The following is a 14,807-nucleotide window of genomic DNA, read 5'->3' as shown; positions in this document are numbered from 1 at the left end:
GGCACGCACTGACCTTCCACATGTCCGGTCGGCGTCTCCGCCTCGTTGAGCGCTGGGCCCCTGTAGCGGGAGACCGGTCCTGTTCGGGTTGGGGGCTGGCGGTGGTTGTGGGGTGAGCTGCCCGGCGGCACATGGCCGGGGTGCTCAGACCCCGGCGTAGGAGTGCAGACCGGTGATCCAGATGTTGACGCCGAAGAAGTTGAACAGGAACGCCAGGTACCCGGCCACCGCGAAGGCGGTGGCCTTGGGGCCGCGCCACCCGGCTGTGGAGTGCGCGTGCAGGTACGCGGCGTACAGCACCCAGGTGATGAACGCCCAGGTCTCCTTGGGGTCCCATCCCCAGTACCGGCCCCAGGAGTCCTCGGCCCAGATGGCGCCGGCGATGACGGCGAACGTCCAGATCGGGAAGGCGAAGACGTGCGCGGCGTGAGCCACCCTCTCCAGCATCGCAGCCGGTGGGAGGTGACCGGCGTAGCCGCCGGCGCGGCCGTCGCGTGCCTGGCGGCGGTCTGAGCGCCGACGCAGCAGGAACAGCAGTGCGGCGGCGGCGCCGACGGTGAACATGCCCCCGGAGATGATGGCGGCGGCGACGTGGATCACGAGCCAGTAGGAGTCCAGGGCGGGCACCAGGTCCCCGGCCGGGGTGTACAGGACCGTGACGGCCAGACCGAGGGTGAGGGTCACGACGCCGACGATCCAGACGCCCAGGTCGCGGACCGGCTCCCGGCGCAGCAGCACCAGGTAGGCGGCGCTGGCGGCCAGGGCGCCGGCGGCGGCGAACTCGTACATGTTCCCCCAGGGCGCCCGGCCGGCGGCGGCGCCGCGCGCCGCCACGGCGCCGGCATGCAGCAGGAACGCCAGGACCGTCAGTCGAACCGCGACATGCCCGGTGCGCCGGCCTCTGCCGGAGTCACCGGTCACCCCTGTGACGGTGGCGGTGGTGTCGTGGTCGGACGCCGGCGCGGTCAGCGGTCCGGCTGGCACGGATGCCCGCTGGGGCGCCGGCGCCGTGGTGGGCTGTTGCGTCCGAGTTCGGATGGCGGCTTCGGCGGCGTACGTCAGCATCGCCAGGGCGTAGACGACGATGGCCGAGTACATCAAGGCGTCACTGAGCTCGGCCAACGTCATGGGCGGTGTCATGCCTGCTCCTGCTCCTGGTGGGTGAGGACGGTGCGCTCAGCTGGTTCGCTGGCGAGGTCTGGGTCTGGGTCTGGGTCTGGCCGCTGGGTGCCCGCCGGGGACCGGGTCAGTGCGGTGACCAGCTGGTCGAGTTCTTCCTCGGGTGAGCCGCGGCGGGTCAGCGCCGAGACGGCGAGCTCCACGCTCGTGCCGGTGTGCTGGGGGGCGGGCCGCACCCGCACCCACACCCGGCGCCGGCGGACCAGCAGGGACACGGTCAGACCGGCCAGCAGCATCACGGCGGCGGCCAGGGAGATCTCCTTGCCGGGGTCGTAGGCGATCTGGAAGTTCGCGAACCGTGACACCCCGTCGAAGGTGATGCTGCCCTGCCCGTCGGGCAGCGTCATCGTCTCGCCCACCGCCAGCGCCTTCGCGAGCGGCTGTCCGTCGATGGTGACCTGCGACAGGTCTGCCTTGTCGAGGGTGAAGACGGACTGCGGGCGGCCGTCCCCCAGGCCGAGGTCGCCGGTGAATGCCGTCAGCACCAGGCGGGGGTCGAGCGCGGCGGGGAACAGCGACGTCGGGCCGGTGGTCGGGTCCACCGCTGCGGTCGGCAGGAACAGCCCCTCGAACCCCAGCTGGGTGGGCCGGGCGTCTGGGGCCTTGACCACGCCCTCGGAGGTCAGGTTGCCGTCCAGAGGCAGGAACACCACCGGCCCGCTGAAGACCGCTTCGCCGGTGCCGTCGCGGACGGTGACCCGGGGGGCGTACCCGTTGCCGGTCAGGAAGACCTTCGTGCCGTCGATCTCCAGGGGGTGGTTGACCTCGATGGTCTGCTGGCTCTCGGCCCTGCCCTGTGGTGTGACCACGTGGACGTCGGCCCGAAAGTCGCGCGGTGTGCCTCGCTGCGGCCCGTCGGGCTCGAAGGAGGCCGAGAACCGCTCGAGGGTGAAGGAGAACGGGGTCAGCGACGTCTCGTCCACCAGCGGGCCGGGGGTGAACTCGTCGTACTGGGAGCGAGTGTTGGAGAACCCCTGGCTCTCGGCCACGATCACCCGCCCCTCGAAGCCCAGCAGCGACCCGGCGGCCACACCGACCAGCAGCACCAGCAGCGACAGGTGGAAGGCCAGGTTGCCGATCTCGCGCAGGTAGCCCTTCTCGGCCCGCACGGTGTCGCCGTCGACGACCACCCGGTACCGGCGGCGCCTGAGCTCGCGTGCCGCCGAGGTCAGCTCCTGCTGCTGGTCTCCCGCACTGGCCCAGCTGCGCCCGGGCAGGCGCGCCAGGTTCCTCGGCGCCCGGGGCGGCTGCGCGCGAGCCGCCCGCCACAGCCGCAGGCAACGGGGCAGCACGCACCCGGTCATCGACGTCAGCAGCAGCAGGTAGATGGCCGCGAACCAGGGCGAGGAGTAGACCTCGAAGAAGCCGAAGCGGTCCAGCCACGGCGCGATCACGGGGTTGTCGGTGCGGAACCGGGCGACGGCGTTGGGGTCACTGGCCACCCCTCGCTGGGGCAGCAGCGACCCCGGCACCGCGGCCAGGGCCAGCGCGGCCAGAAGGTACAACGCCGTCCGCATCGAGGTCAGGGTCCGCCAACCCCATCGCCCCCACGCCGCGGCGCCCTGTCCCAGCGGACGGGCCGGCACCGCCAGGACACCCTCACCCTCGGCAGGTGAGTCGGGCGCCTGGTCGCTGCCCCGGGGACTGGTCGGGGAGGCGCTCATGCCGGTGCCGCCGGAACGCGACGGGCTCGAGGTCGCCGCGGGCGCCGAACCAGCGCCGCCAGCAGCGGGGCCACGGCCAGCCCGGACAGGACCCACTCGACCCCGGCGCCTACCCGCGAACCTGGGGTGAACCCGTTCCGCAGGCCGACCGGGGCGGTCAGCGTCTGTGCCGTGAACAGCTCCGCCCGCTGGCTGACCGTCCCGTCGGGCGTGATGACGGCACTGACTCCGCTGGTGGCGACCACCACGACGTCACGGCCGTGCTCGACCGCGCGAAGCCGGGACATGGCCAGCTGCTGCTCGGTCTCGGCGGAGTAGCCGAAGGTCGCGTTGTTGGTCTGCACGACGAGGAACTGGGCCCCGGCGGCCACCGTGGTGCGCACGAGGCCGTCGTAGGCGACCTCGAAGCAGATGACATCGCCCACGGCGGCGGGTCCGACCTGCAGCAGGCCGGTCCGGTCACCCTTGACGAAGTCCCTGGGCACCATCGCGAACCGCTCGTCCAACCGGGTGAGCAGGGAGCGGAACGGCACGTACTCGGCGAACGGGACCGGGTGCTGCTTGACGTAGGTGGCGCCGGGACCGGTGACCGGGTCCCACACGATGCCGGTGTTGGCGACCCGGCCGGGACCGGCGTCCACGACGGCACCGACCAGGGTGGGAACCCCGGCCGCACGGACCGCGGCGTCGATGCGGGCGTAGGCGCCGGGGTCACGGTAGGGATCGACGTCGGAGGAGTTCTCCGGCCACAGAACAAGGTCTGGTGCCTCGACCTTCCCCGCGGCCACGTCGTCGGCCAGCCGGGCGGTTGCCTGCGCGTGGTTGTCCAGGACGGCACGTTCCTGCGCGAAGGCGCCCAGCCCAAGCCGCGGCACGTTGCCCTGCACCGCGGCCACAGTCACCGTGTCCGCGGGCGCTGGGCCACCGGGCAGCAGAACCGGTCCGGTCAGGACCGCCGCCCCGACCGCCCCCCAGCAGCCGGCCGCCCGCCAACGACGGCGCAGCAGCTGACCGGCCACAACCAGCACGCAGCCGCCCAGCAGCGCTGCCGCGAACGTCACCAGGGCGGTTCCGCCGACCGCGGCGTAGGGCAGCAGCGGGCTGTCGGCCTGCGAGAAGGCGAGTCGACCCCAGGTGAATCCACCGAAGGGCAGCCGTCCACGCAGCGCCTCTTGGGCCACCCAGGCGGCGGCCACCCAGATCGGCCACCACCTGATCCCGGTAAGACGGGCGACCAGGGTGGCCATCGCCCCGAGGAACACCGCCTGCAGCAGTGCCAGCGCGAGCCAGGCGTCGGCACCGACGTTCGAGGTCCACGACAGCAGCGGGACGAACAGACCGAGCCCGGCGGTCAACCCGTATCCGAACGCAGCAGCCGCCCCGCGGCCGGCCACGACCGCCGTCAGTATCCCCACCGCCAAGGGAGCCGCCCACCACAGGTCATGGGGAGGGAACGCCGCCCAGAGGACGAGACCGGCCAGCACCGCCGCCGTCAGGCGCCCGGCAACCCTGGCCCACCGGGCCGGCGCCGCGGCCCGGTGCGCCGTCCCACCCACGACATGGCCGTGGGGTGAAGGCGCCGCCGTCCGGGACGTGAGCGGCGCAGCCGACGTCCTGGTATCGCTGAGCGCCACTTTGGCGAGGTGAGAACTGGTCACGACGTCACTGGACCACCGCGGGCGGTCAGCATCTCCTGCAGGACCTTCAGCTCGGAGGTCTGGGAATCCACGATCGTGCGGGCCAGGTGACGGACCTGCGGCTGGCTGGCGCTGCGGGCAGCCGCCTCGCCCATCGCCACCCCACCCTCGTGGTGCGGGATCATCAGCTGGAGAAACAGCCGGTCGGCGACCGAGCCCGCGGACTCCTCCAGGCGTCGCAGGTCCTGCGTGCTGGCCATCCCCGGCATGACCGCGCTGTCACCGCCGGTGGGGGGTGGTGACCCGTGATCCATGCCGGACATGCCAGCACCGGTGTCCGGCATCCACTCCATCGCCGGCCGCGACGTGGTCTGCGGGAGATCCCACAGCTCCAGCCACCCGTGCATCTGCCCGACCTGCTGCTGCTGGGTGAGCAGGATGTCGCGGGCCAGCGTCCGGACCTCGACGTCGCTGCTGCCCTCCAGCAGCAGCATCGACATCTGCACCGCCTGCATGTGGTGCGCCTGCATGTCACGGGCGAAGCCGGCGTCCACCGACTCGGTGCCTGGTGAGGCGGCAGGACCGGCCGCCAACCGCGACCCGGCCAGCAGCCCACCGGCCGCCGCAACCGCGACCGCGATGATCACCACCGCAGCAAGCACCGCACGGGACATCCCGGTCGCCCGCCCGCCGCCACCCTGGTTCGTTGCCTCGTCGTCGGGCGGCTGGTTCGGGTCCACGGTGCTCATGCCGGCGTCACTCCCCCGGTACACGGCGCACCGGGCTCGGGGGTCTGTTCGCCCTGGGCGTACTTCTCGATAAACCGGGCCAGCCGCGGGTCGTCGGCGTCGTCCACCGCCAGCTGCACACCCCAGGCGCTGGCCACGATGGGGCTGGACAGCCCCGGGAAGGGACTCTGCAGCCCGAACGGGTTGGGCTGTACCAGGGCGGTCAGCGTCTCCACCTGCGCCGCGGGCAGGGCGGGGTCGTAGGTGATCCACACCGCCCCGTGCTCCAGGGAGTGCACCGACTGCTCGTTGGACAGCGGCTGGGCGTACACCCCGCAGTTGGTCCACACGCCCTCGTGGTTCCCGCCGACCGGCGGGCTCTGGTCGTACTGCACCTGTTCGGTGACGTGGTCGCGCGGGAGGTCGGCGAACTCCTGCACCCCCTCGATCGGGGCGTCCGCAGCGGCTTGCTCGCGTCCCTGGCGGTCACGCTCACCGTTGATGACGACCACGACCACCGATACCAGCAACACGCAGGCCGCCAGGGTGGCTCCCATCACCAGCAGGGTGCGCCGCCGTTCCCTGCGTTCCTGCGCGGCGCGCAGCTGCGCCGCCCGGGCGGCGCGGTCCTTGGCTTGCTGCTTGCTCGTGCCCACGTCTCTCCTTGATTGATACTCGACGGATACGGCGCGCCAGGCCGGGCTGGCGCCGTGGCTGGTCAGATCGCCGGTGTGAAGGATGCCGTCCAGATCCTGGCGGTGACCATGATCTGTTCCCACAGCCCGGTCACCAGCAGCACCCCGATCAGCACGAGCATCAGAGCGCCTGCGCGGCTGACGGCCAGGCGGTGGCTGCGCACCCAGCCCAGCGCGTTCGTCGCCCGCCCGATCGCCAGGCCGACGAACAGGAACGGCAACCCCAGGCCCAGCGCGTACGCCACGGACAGGACGGTGCCGCGGGCGGCACTGGCCTCGGTGAAGGCCAGGGTCTGCACGGCGGCAAGGGTGGGGCCGATGCACGGCGTCCATCCCAGCCCGAAGGTGGCGCCGAGCAGGGGTGCTCCCGCCAGTCCCGCGACGGGCCGCACCCTCAGGCGACGGTCGCGCTGGAGTACCGGCAGCCAGCCGAGGAACCCCAGGCCCAGGACGATCACCATCACACCCAGGACCCGGGTGATGGGGTCCTGGTAGGCCACCAGCAGCGACCCCAGACCACCGAACAGGGCGCCGAAGCTCGCGAACACGACGGTGAACCCGGCGACGAACAACGACGTGCCCACCAGCACCCGGCCACGCCGAGGGCTCTGCCGGTCGGTGCCGGACAGCCCGGTGACGTAGGACAGGTAGCCGGGGACCAACGGCAGCACGCACGGTGACAGGAACGAGACCAGCCCGGCGACCGCTGCGATCGGCACCGCCAGCAGCAACGAGCCGGTCAGCACGGCCCCGGTGACGTCGACTGCCGCTGCGCTGGACGCCAGGCCGCTCAACGGCGCGGCGACGCCACCGGTCATGACCCGCCCTTCTCGGACAGGACAGCGTCCAGCAACGCTCTCAGCGTCGCCTCCCGCACTGCGCCGAGCACCCGAGCCGCGACCCGCCCGGCGGCGTCGAGCACCAACGTCACCGGCACCGCCGAGGCGGGCACGTACTGGCTGAGCGCCAGGATCCCGCGACCGTCGCCGTCGTCGATGCTGGGGTAGCTGACACCGAACCGGTCCTCGAAGGCCCTGGCGGCGGCCGGGTTGTCCTTCACGTTCAGGCCCACGAAGGACACCCTGCGGGTGGCGTAGTCGGATGACAGTCGGACCAGGACCGGGGCTTCTTCACGGCATGGGGCGCACCAAGAGCCCCACACGTTCAGGACCACCGGGCCGCCGCGTAGGGATGTGAGGTCCAGAGGCTCACCGGAAAGCGTCGTACCGGATAGGTCCACCGGGGCGGCCCGGGATTCGGCCGCGAACTCGGTCACCGGCTGCCCGGCATCGACCGATCCGCTGCTCAGAGGCGACTCTTCCTGCTCGCCGCGCGATCGGTCGATTGCTCGCAGCGCTAGGGCACTGCCTCCTCCGACACCCAGGACCAGGGCGGCGCCAGCAGTCATGATCGCCGTCCTGCGCGACACCACGCCACCTCGCCGCGACGTCGCATCACGGCCCGGTCCGCCGCCGCGTGGGCCGACCGGAGATTCTCCGTCGCTCATCGTCGGCGCCTACCTGCGGACGTGATCTGACCGGCCGAGGCTGCCTTCGGTGGCCCGTCCACACCGCCACCATTGTCGCCGTGGCCAGCGTGCTCGGTCAGCATGGCCAGCAGGACCTGGCCGGTGTCGGTCAGCCGGTACATCACCAGCTTGCCCTCACGCCGGCGCGACGCCAGGCCGGCTGTTCGCAGCCGCCGCACGTGATGAGAGACCAGGTTGTCCGCCAAGCCGGACACCCAAGCCAGGTCGCAGACGCACATCTCCCCCCCAGCGGCCAACGCCGCGGCCAGCCGCAGCCGCGTCGGGTCGGCGAACGCACCGGCCAATCTCGCCACCTGCTCAGCCTCAGCAGCCGCGGGCAACATCGACCTGACCGCCTCGGCCCTCGGCAGGTCCAGGCACAACAGGTCGCAGCGTTCTTCGCTCACCACGTCACCCTAACAACCGTTGAGACGTCCAGCTCCAGCCCTCCCACGCTTCGGTCACAGGCCGAAGGCACCCCCCTCGACGAGGATGATCACACCCAGCCCGATCAGCACCAGCGGAAAGAGGATGTGCTCCCAGCGCTCGAGCACCTGCGCGATCGGCTGACGGGTAGCGACGAACCTGGCCAGCAGGACGAGCGCCGCGATGAGCACCAGGAAGACGATCGAGTAGGCCACGATCGCCGCGTTGCCCACCGTGACGAACACGGGCACGTAGACTCCGATGTTGTCGCCCCCGTTGGCGAAGGTGACACCTGCCACCGTCCAGGCGCCGACCTGCTTTCCCGCGAGTTTGGCGTCGTCGTCGTCATCGCCGTGCCAGGCCTTCCAGGCCGCGAACAGACCCAGGACCAACGGGATCACGCCGAAGTAGGCGACTGCCGCCTCAGGCAAGAAGGTGGCCGCGCCAAGCGAGACCACAACGGACACCGTCAGGATGGCCCCGAAACCCAGGTACTGGCCTGCGGTGATCTTGGCGGTGGTCCCGCGCACGCCGGCGCCGCGGGCGAAGAACAACGACAGCACGATGATGTCGTCGATGTTCGTCACCAGGAACAGGCCGACCGCCTGCCCGACATGGGTCAACAGGTCCATCACGTCCTTCGCAAGTCCGTGCGCGTGCATCGGCAGTGACTAGGAGGAGTGCGGCCGAGCACCTTCGTGCCGTCGCACCGCAGGGATGGCTGGTCTTCTATCCGCCGGGGAGTGGGTCCGGCTGCGGTGCGCGGAGCCGGCCCAGGGCGGGGACGAACCGGCCAGTACGCGCCGCATAGGCGTGGTAGGCCCAGCCGTGCACGCGTCGCAGGTACGGCTCCTCGACGACGCGGACCTGCAGCTGCAGGGCGATGAGCAGCAGCGCTGCGCCTGTGACGGCGATGGCATTGGGCACCATCAGGCTCAGGCCGGTCCCGGTGATGGCCATCGCGGCGAAGATGGGGTTGCGGACCAGTGCGAACGGGCCGGTGGTGACCAGGGTGGTGGTCTCGGTGGGGTCGACGCCGATCCGCCAGCTGGTGCCCATCGCCAGCTGCGTGCGGACGGTGGCTGCGACGCCGAGCACCGCTGTGAGCGTTCCTGCAGCCGCGATCCATGGCCGGTCGAGGACCGCCAGCGGTGCGAGGCCCAGCAGCCCGGCCACCGGGCCGGCCAGGCCCGCGGCCAGGGCGGCGGCGAACAGTACGCCGGCCCACCATCTGGCAGACCCGGGTCGGCCGGAGATGCCGCGGAACCCGGAGTCACCGGTCCAGCGCAGCTGAACGAGGGTGCGCAGCACGAACGCGAGCACCAGGTAGAGAACGAACAGCCCCAGGGCCAACAGCGTCATCGCCATCAGTCCTTCGCGCAGCAGGCGTCGTCGGACCCACTGCAGCAGTCGTCCGCGGGCGCGGCGTCGGCGTGTGCGGCGCCGGGTGCGCAGCAGCCGTCGCCGCGCCAGGCTTCGAGTCCTTCGCGGGCGGCGACGGCGGCGATGACCAGGCCTGCGACGGGGTCGGCCCAGCCCCAGCCGAGGGTGGTGTTCAGGACCAGACCGGCCAGCAGTACCCCGGACAGGTAGGTGCACAGCAGGGTCTGGGTGCCGTCGGCGACCACGGCGGCCGAGCCGAGCTCGCGGCCGGTGCGGCGTTGGGCCCAGGACAGGAACGGCATGATGACCAGTGAGGCGATGGCCAGGCCGATGCCGACCGGTGATGAGTCGGGCTCGGCGTCGCCGAGCAGGGCGCGCAGGGACTCGACGCCGACGTAGCCGGCCAGGGCGAAGAAGGCGAACGCCATCAGCCGCTGCGCCTGACGCTCCCGGGTCTCGGGCAGCCGGTGGGAGAACTGCCACAGGATGATCAGGCCGCTGGAGACCTCCACGATCGAGTCCATGCCGAACCCGATCAGCGCCACGGACCCGGCGACCACGCCGGCGCCGATCGCGATCACTGCCTCGAGCAGGTTGTAGGACACCGACGCGGCGGCCAGCAGCCGGGCGCGGCGTCCCAGCTGCTCCCTGCGTTCGACCTGAGCAGGACCCAGCGGGGCGCTGGGGCGCACGTGGTGCACGTGGCGGGTACTCATGACCGGCCGGCCTGCGCCTGGACGCCGTGGGTGGGGCACAAGGCCACGGCGTCGCCGGTCAGGCCGAGCAGCCGCTCGGCCGCCGACAGCAGCTGCATCGTCGCCTGGGGGTGGGACAGGGAGAACATCGACGCCCGCCCCTGCGGTCGGGAGGTCACCAGCCCACAGTCGCGCAGGCACGCCAAGTGCTTGGACACCGTCGACTGCGCCAGCCCCAGGTGCTCGGTCAGATCCACCACGCGGTGCTCGCTGAGCGCCAAGTGCCGCAGGATCGCCAACCGTGAGGGGTCGCTGAACCCGTGGAACAGGCATGCCGCCACCAACAGGGCCGCCGCCTCGTCGACCGCGTCATCCGCGGCGGACTGCGTCAGAACATGCATCGCCATATGGCGATGTTAGCCTACTTGGCCATGCGTCGCGTGCAAGGCCTGCCTGCCCTGTCGACGGCGCATTCACGGCATTCGAATATGTCACTGCGCCAGTCGTGCGGGCCGACCGGCTCGACGACCTCGTCGCGCTCGGCACCCTCACCGCGCACGCCGCGCGCTTCCTGGAGGCCGCCGTGGCCGCGGGTCTGAACGTGCTGGTGTCCGGTGGGACCCAGGCCGGCAAGACCACCATGCTGAACTGCCTCGCGGCCGCCGTGCCCGGCAGCGAGCGGGTGATCACCTGCGAGGAGGTCTTCGAGCTGAAGATCCCGCTGCGGGACTGCGTCGGGCTGCAGTGCCGCCAGCCCAGCCTCGAGGGGACCGGTGAGGTGCCGCTGCGACGGCTGGTCAAGGAGGCGCTGCGGATGCGGCCGAGCCGCATCATCGTCGGCGAGGTCCGTCAGGCCGAGAGCCTCGACCTGCTGATCGCCCTGAACTCCGGCCTGCCGGGGATGGCGTCCATCCACGCCAACAGCGCGCGTGAGGCCATCACCAAGATGTGCACGCTGCCGCTGCTCGCGGGCGAGAACGTCGGGTCGCGGTTCGTGGTGCCCACCGTCGCCGCGAGCGTCGACCTCGTCGTGCACGTGGCCCTCGACGCCGAGGGACGCCGCCGCGTGCGCGAGGTGGTGGCCGTCCCCGGGAGGGTCGAGCAGGAGGTCGTCGAGACCGCCGACGTCTTCACGACGCGGCACGGCGCGCTCGTGCGCGCCGACGGGTTCCCCCCGCACCTCGACCGGTTCGAGCGGGTCGGCGTCGACGTCGCCGCGCTGCTGGCCGGCTGACGTGGGCGCGACCCTGGGCCTGCTGATGGGAGCAGGCCTGTTCCTCACGTGGTGGTCCGCCTGGGAGCCGGCCGGACCACGCACGCCCCGGCCCGTGCCGGCCTGGCGGCGCCGTCTCGGCGACGACCTGGTCCAGGCCGACATGGCCTCGGTGTCACCTCGCGCCCTGGCCGGCGCCTGCCTCGTGTGCGCCGCGCTGGTCGGCTCGGTCGTGGTCGCCGTCTCGTCGTCCCCGCCGATCGCCGTGTGCTTCGCCGTGATCGGGGGGTGGACCCCGGTGGCCGTGGTGCGCGGACGGGCTCGCCGCCGCCGGACGGCCGTGCGGGAGCTGTGGCCGGAGGCGGTCGACCACCTCACCTCCGGCATCCGGGCGGGCCTGTCGCTGCCGGAGGCCCTCGGCCAGCTCGGCGAGCGCGGCCCCGAGCCCCTGCGGCCCGCGTTCGTGGCCTTCGCCGAGGACTACCGGGCCACGGGACGTTTCGCCGAGAGCCTGGAGAACCTCAAGCGTCGCCTCGCCGACCCCGTCGCCGACCGGATCGTCGAGGCCCTGCGGGTCACCCGGGAGGTCGGCGGCAGCGACCTCGGCGTCATGCTGCGCACCCTGTCGGCCTTCCTCCGCGAGGACGCCCGCACCCGCTCCGAGCTCGAGGCCCGGCAGAGCTGGACGGTCAACGCCGCGCGGCTCGCCGTGGCCGCCCCGTGGGTCGTGCTGGGGCTGCTGGCGACGCGCCCCGAGGCGGTGCACGCCTACAACCGGCCGGCGGGCGTCCTCGTCCTGGCCGTCGGCGGCGGGCTGTCCGTCGTGGCCTACCGGGTGATGGTCCGCATCGGCAGGCTGCCGGAGGAGGAGCGGGTGCTGAGGTGACGCTGACCGAGATGACGCTGACCGAGATGACGCTGACCGAGATGACGCTGACCGAGATGACGCTGACCGAGATGACGCTGACGGGGATGACGCTCACGGAGCTGACGCTGACCGGGCTGACCGAACCGACGGTGCTGACCGGTGCGCTGCTCGGCGCGGTGGGTGGTCTGGGCGCCTGGCTCGTCCTGGTCCGGCTGCCCTGGCTGCGGCGACCCACCCTGGACGACCGGCTGGCGCCGTACGTGCGCGACGCCGTCGCGCCGTCCCGCCTGCTGGTCCGCGAGGCGCGGTCGGGCTCCCCGCTGGCCGTCCTGGAGCGGCTGCTCGCCCCGGTGATGGCGGACGCGACGCGGTGGGTCGAGCGGGTGTCCGGCGGCCCGGGGACGGTGCGCCGGCGGCTCGACCAGCTGGGGGAGCGGACCACCGTCGAGGAGTTCCGCGCGGAGCAGGTGCTGTGGGGGCTCGGCGGCCTCGGCGCCGGACTGGTCGCGGCGGTCCTCGTCGCAGCCGCCCGGGGCTTCTCGCTGGTGCCTCTGGTGGCGCTGGTCGTCGTCTGCGGGGTCACCGGCGTGCTCGCGCGTGACTACCTGCTGGGTGTGGCGGTCCGCCGGCGCGAGGAGCGGATGCTGGCCGAGTTCCCCACGGTCGCCGAGCTGCTGGCGCTGTCCGTCAGTGCCGGTGAGGGGGCGGTCGGTGCCCTGGAGCGGGTCGCGCGCACGTGCCACGGGGAGCTGAGCACCGAGCTGCGCCGCACCCTCGCCGACGCCAGGGCCGGAGCCAGCCTGGCCCAGGCCCTCGAGGGACTGGCGGCCAGGACGAGCCTGGCGGGCCTGGCGAGGTTCGCCGACGGGGTCGCCGTCGCCGTCGAGAGGGGCACGCCGCTGGCCGAGGTGCTGCGGGCCCAGGCCCAGGACGTCCGCGACCAGGGTCGCCGCCAGCTGATGGAGACCGGCGGCAAGAAGGAGATCGCGATGATGGTCCCGGTCGTCTTCCTGGTGCTGCCGGTCACCGTCGTCTTCGCGGTCTACCCCGGGTTCGCCGTCCTCACGGTCGGCCTGTGAGCCGCACGACACACCGACGCGGACGGTCCGCGTCGCGGGAGAGGGGTATCGGATGAGCACAGGACTGGTCCAGCGGGTCGTCGTGCGCTGGCGCGGGACGACGGGGGCCCGGGACCGGGGGGACGTGCCCGGGTGGGTCCTGGTGACCCTGATGACCGCGGGCCTGGTGATCGGCCTGTGGGCGGTCGCCGGCGACGCGTTGAACAACGTCTTCACCGAGGCGATGAACCGGGTGCTGGCCAACTGAGCCGACGTCCCGCGAGCCCGCCCGTGACCCCCGCCGACGGCCCCCGACCCGTGCCCCGCCCGCCGCGTGCAGGGCACGGGAGCGGCGGTGTCCCGCGACCCGGCGACCGAGGGTCGGCGGCCGTCGACTTCGTCCTCGTCGGCACGCTGCTCACGCTGATGTTCGTCGCCCTCGTCCAGCTCACCCTGGTGCTGCACGTGCGCAACACCCTGGTCGACTGCGCGGCGGAGGGCGCCCGGTACGGCGCCTTCGCCGACCGCGGACCGCAGGACGCCGCCCAGCGCACCCGTGAGCTGATCGGCGCCTCCCTGTCCTCGCGGTACGCCGCCGACGTGACGGCGACGACCGTGGACCTCGGCGGCGTGGACGTCGTGCGGGTCACGGTGCGCGCGCCGCTGCCGGTCATCGGCCTGCTCGGGCCCGCCGGGGCGATCGAGGTCGACGGCCACGGCGCGCGGCGGCCGGCGTGACCCGGGCCGTGCGGCGCGTCGTCGCGAGGGTGCGGGCCCGGGTCGCGGGCGCCGGCCCGGACGCCGGCAGCGCGGTGGTGGAGTTCGTGACGCTCGGCGTGCTGCTGCTGGTGCCGGTCGTCTACCTCGTCGTCGTGCTCGGGCGGCTCCAGGCGGCGTCCTTCGCCGCCGAGGGTGCCGCCCGGGAGGCAGCGCACGTGCTGGCCGCGGCCCCCGACGAGCGGACGGGAGCCGTCCACGCGTCGACGGTCGTCCGGCTCGCGCTGGACGACCAGGGCTTCCAGGACGTCGACGCCGACGCCGCGACGCGGGTCTCCTGCGGCGCCGCCGGCTGCGGCGAGCCGGACTCGCTGGTCACGGTCCGCGTCACGGTCGACGTCACGCTCCCGGGTGTCCCGGCGTTCGTCACCGCGGTCGTGCCGACCCGCGTGCCCGTGCGGGCGGAGGCGGTCGCGGTGGTCGACCGGTTCGCGCCGTGACGCCGCAGGTCGGGCGAGGGACCCGGGTCGAGCGCCCGGACGGTCGCGGTGCGCTCCGCCGCGGCGACGAGGGGCAGGTGCTGCTCCTCGTCATCGCGTACGCGGCGATCGCGCTGCTGCTCGTCACCGTGGTGATCGGTGCGTCCGCCGTCCACCTGGAGCGCAAGCGCCTGCTCGCCGTCGCCGACGCCGCCGCGCTCGACGCCGCGGACGCCCTCGACGAGGCGGCCCTCTACGACGCCGGCGCGGCACCGCAGGGGGTGCCGATCACCGACGCGTCCGTGCGGCGCGCCGTCGAGGAGCACCTGGCGGGCAACGTCGCGGCGCAGGACCTGGAGGGCCTGGCGGTGGGTTCGGGCACCGGGACCCCCGACGGCCGCACCGCGCAGGTGGTCCTCGTCGCCCGCGCCCGGGTGCCGATCGTGTCGTGGGTGCTGGAGGACTGGTCGGACGGCGTGCCGCTCGAGGTGACCGCCAGGGCGCGGACCGACCTCGGCTGAGCCCGCGCACCGCGCC

At 72.9% G+C, this 14,807-nt stretch carries 18 protein-coding genes and 1 pseudogene; 7 read left to right on the top strand and 12 right to left on the bottom strand.

What is annotated here, in order from left to right; translation table 11 throughout:
- Window positions 1–144: 144 nt before the first annotated feature.
- The 12 genes from ccsB to ACYVQV_RS02545 form a co-directional block, all read right to left on the bottom strand.
- Complete coding sequence (gene ccsB, locus ACYVQV_RS02600) at window positions 145–1,140, bottom strand: c-type cytochrome biogenesis protein CcsB (protein ID WP_461021692.1); 996 nt, start codon at window positions 1,138–1,140, stop codon at window positions 145–147.
- The gene (resB, locus tag ACYVQV_RS02595) at window positions 1,137–2,696 is read right to left on the bottom strand and encodes a cytochrome c biogenesis protein ResB (protein ID WP_461021691.1); all 1,560 of its coding nucleotides are present in this window, start codon (window positions 2,694–2,696) and stop codon (window positions 1,137–1,139) included. The genes ccsB and resB overlap by 4 nt, the downstream gene beginning before the upstream one ends.
- 143 nt (window positions 2,697–2,839) lie before the next feature.
- Entirely contained in the window at window positions 2,840–4,399 is a 1,560-nt protein-coding gene (lnt, locus tag ACYVQV_RS02590) for an apolipoprotein N-acyltransferase (RefSeq protein ID WP_461021690.1), read from the bottom strand.
- Window positions 4,400–4,497: 98 nt separating this feature from the next.
- Window positions 4,498–5,229, bottom strand: coding sequence for a DUF305 domain-containing protein (locus tag ACYVQV_RS02585; protein ID WP_461021689.1), 732 nt, complete (start codon window positions 5,227–5,229; stop codon window positions 4,498–4,500).
- Window positions 5,226–5,864 carry a DUF3105 domain-containing protein gene (locus ACYVQV_RS02580; RefSeq protein ID WP_461021688.1) on the bottom strand — a complete coding sequence of 213 codons (639 nt, stop codon included), beginning with the start codon at window positions 5,862–5,864 and terminating at the stop codon, window positions 5,226–5,228. The genes ACYVQV_RS02585 and ACYVQV_RS02580 overlap by 4 nt, the downstream gene beginning before the upstream one ends.
- Before the next feature lie 62 nt (window positions 5,865–5,926).
- Entirely contained in the window at window positions 5,927–6,721 is a 795-nt protein-coding gene (locus tag ACYVQV_RS02575; RefSeq protein ID WP_461021687.1) for a cytochrome c biogenesis CcdA family protein, read from the bottom strand.
- Window positions 6,718–7,332: a TlpA family protein disulfide reductase gene (locus tag ACYVQV_RS02570; protein ID WP_461021686.1), complete on the bottom strand. Its 615-nt coding sequence runs from the start codon at window positions 7,330–7,332 to the stop codon at window positions 6,718–6,720. The genes ACYVQV_RS02575 and ACYVQV_RS02570 overlap by 4 nt, the downstream gene beginning before the upstream one ends.
- A gap of 74 nt (window positions 7,333–7,406) precedes the next feature.
- The gene (locus ACYVQV_RS02565) at window positions 7,407–7,838 is read right to left on the bottom strand and encodes an ArsR/SmtB family transcription factor (RefSeq protein WP_461021685.1); all 432 of its coding nucleotides are present in this window, start codon (window positions 7,836–7,838) and stop codon (window positions 7,407–7,409) included.
- Window positions 7,839–7,892: 54 nt separating this feature from the next.
- On the bottom strand, window positions 7,893–8,489 hold the full coding sequence (locus tag ACYVQV_RS02560; RefSeq protein ID WP_461021684.1) for a cadmium resistance transporter: 597 nt from the start codon (window positions 8,487–8,489) through the stop codon (window positions 7,893–7,895).
- 97 nt (window positions 8,490–8,586) lie between these two features.
- Window positions 8,587–9,219 carry a methyltransferase family protein gene (locus ACYVQV_RS02555; protein ID WP_461021735.1) on the bottom strand — a complete coding sequence of 211 codons (633 nt, stop codon included), beginning with the start codon at window positions 9,217–9,219 and terminating at the stop codon, window positions 8,587–8,589.
- A 5-nt stretch (window positions 9,220–9,224) separates the two neighbouring features.
- Window positions 9,225–9,956, bottom strand: coding sequence for a cation diffusion facilitator family transporter (locus ACYVQV_RS02550; protein WP_461021683.1), 732 nt, complete (start codon window positions 9,954–9,956; stop codon window positions 9,225–9,227).
- Window positions 9,953–10,342, bottom strand: a complete 390-nt coding sequence (locus ACYVQV_RS02545; protein WP_461021682.1) for an ArsR/SmtB family transcription factor — start codon at window positions 10,340–10,342, stop codon at window positions 9,953–9,955. Before ACYVQV_RS02545 ends, ACYVQV_RS02550 begins: the two co-directional genes overlap by 4 nt.
- A gap of 95 nt (window positions 10,343–10,437) precedes the next feature.
- On the opposite strand from ACYVQV_RS02545, the pseudogene ACYVQV_RS02540 reads away from it, so the two are divergent.
- The 7 genes and pseudogenes from ACYVQV_RS02540 to ACYVQV_RS02510 form a co-directional block, all read left to right on the top strand.
- A pseudogene (locus ACYVQV_RS02540) lies at window positions 10,438–11,169 on the top strand (CpaF family protein); the annotation flags it as partial.
- 1 nt (window position 11,170) lies between these two features.
- On the top strand, window positions 11,171–12,034 hold the full coding sequence (locus ACYVQV_RS02535; RefSeq protein WP_461021681.1) for a type II secretion system F family protein: 864 nt from the start codon (window positions 11,171–11,173) through the stop codon (window positions 12,032–12,034).
- Window positions 12,035–12,120: 86 nt separating this feature from the next.
- Entirely contained in the window at window positions 12,121–13,095 is a 975-nt protein-coding gene (locus ACYVQV_RS02530) for a type II secretion system F family protein (protein WP_461021734.1), read from the top strand.
- Between the two features lie 52 nt (window positions 13,096–13,147).
- Window positions 13,148–13,342, top strand: coding sequence for a hypothetical protein (locus ACYVQV_RS02525; RefSeq protein ID WP_461021680.1), 195 nt, complete (start codon window positions 13,148–13,150; stop codon window positions 13,340–13,342).
- Window positions 13,343–13,365: 23 nt separating this feature from the next.
- Complete coding sequence (locus tag ACYVQV_RS02520) at window positions 13,366–13,812, top strand: TadE/TadG family type IV pilus assembly protein (protein ID WP_461021679.1); 447 nt, start codon at window positions 13,366–13,368, stop codon at window positions 13,810–13,812.
- Window positions 13,809–14,291 (top strand): pilus assembly protein, encoded by a 483-nt coding sequence (locus ACYVQV_RS02515; protein ID WP_461021678.1) that lies wholly within the window; start codon window positions 13,809–13,811, stop codon window positions 14,289–14,291. Before ACYVQV_RS02520 ends, ACYVQV_RS02515 begins: the two co-directional genes overlap by 4 nt.
- Window positions 14,288–14,791: a pilus assembly protein TadG-related protein gene (locus ACYVQV_RS02510; RefSeq protein WP_461021677.1), complete on the top strand. Its 504-nt coding sequence runs from the start codon at window positions 14,288–14,290 to the stop codon at window positions 14,789–14,791. The genes ACYVQV_RS02515 and ACYVQV_RS02510 overlap by 4 nt, the downstream gene beginning before the upstream one ends.
- The last annotated feature ends 16 nt before the right edge of the window (window positions 14,792–14,807 follow it).

This window comes from Thalassiella azotivora, from assembly GCF_054781695.1.
Note: the sequence above shows the minus strand (reverse complement) of the source record. Positions and strands in the feature narration are given on the sequence as shown.

Bases quoted from the DNA above. Each gene is read 5' to 3' on its own strand.
- ACYVQV_RS02575 (WP_461021687.1), bottom strand. From the start codon at position 6,721: ATGACCGGTGGCGTCGCCGCGCCGTTGAGCGGCCTGGCGTCCAGCGCA.
- ACYVQV_RS02555 (WP_461021735.1), bottom strand. From the start codon at position 9,219: ATGACGCTGTTGGCCCTGGGGCTGTTCGTTCTCTACCTGGTGCTCGCG.
- ACYVQV_RS02560 (WP_461021684.1), bottom strand. From the start codon at position 8,489: ATGGACCTGTTGACCCATGTCGGGCAGGCGGTCGGCCTGTTCCTGGTG.
- ACYVQV_RS02545 (WP_461021682.1), bottom strand. From the start codon at position 10,342: ATGGCGATGCATGTTCTGACGCAGTCCGCCGCGGATGACGCGGTCGAC.
- ccsB (WP_461021692.1), bottom strand. From the start codon at position 1,140: ATGACACCGCCCATGACGTTGGCCGAGCTCAGTGACGCCTTGATGTAC.
- ACYVQV_RS02525 (WP_461021680.1), top strand. From the start codon at position 13,148: ATGAGCACAGGACTGGTCCAGCGGGTCGTCGTGCGCTGGCGCGGGACG.
- ACYVQV_RS02550 (WP_461021683.1), bottom strand. From the start codon at position 9,956: ATGAGTACCCGCCACGTGCACCACGTGCGCCCCAGCGCCCCGCTGGGT.
- ACYVQV_RS02530 (WP_461021734.1), top strand. From the start codon at position 12,121: ATGACGCTCACGGAGCTGACGCTGACCGGGCTGACCGAACCGACGGTG.
- ACYVQV_RS02585 (WP_461021689.1), bottom strand. From the start codon at position 5,229: ATGAGCACCGTGGACCCGAACCAGCCGCCCGACGACGAGGCAACGAAC.
- resB (WP_461021691.1), bottom strand. From the start codon at position 2,696: ATGCGGACGGCGTTGTACCTTCTGGCCGCGCTGGCCCTGGCCGCGGTG.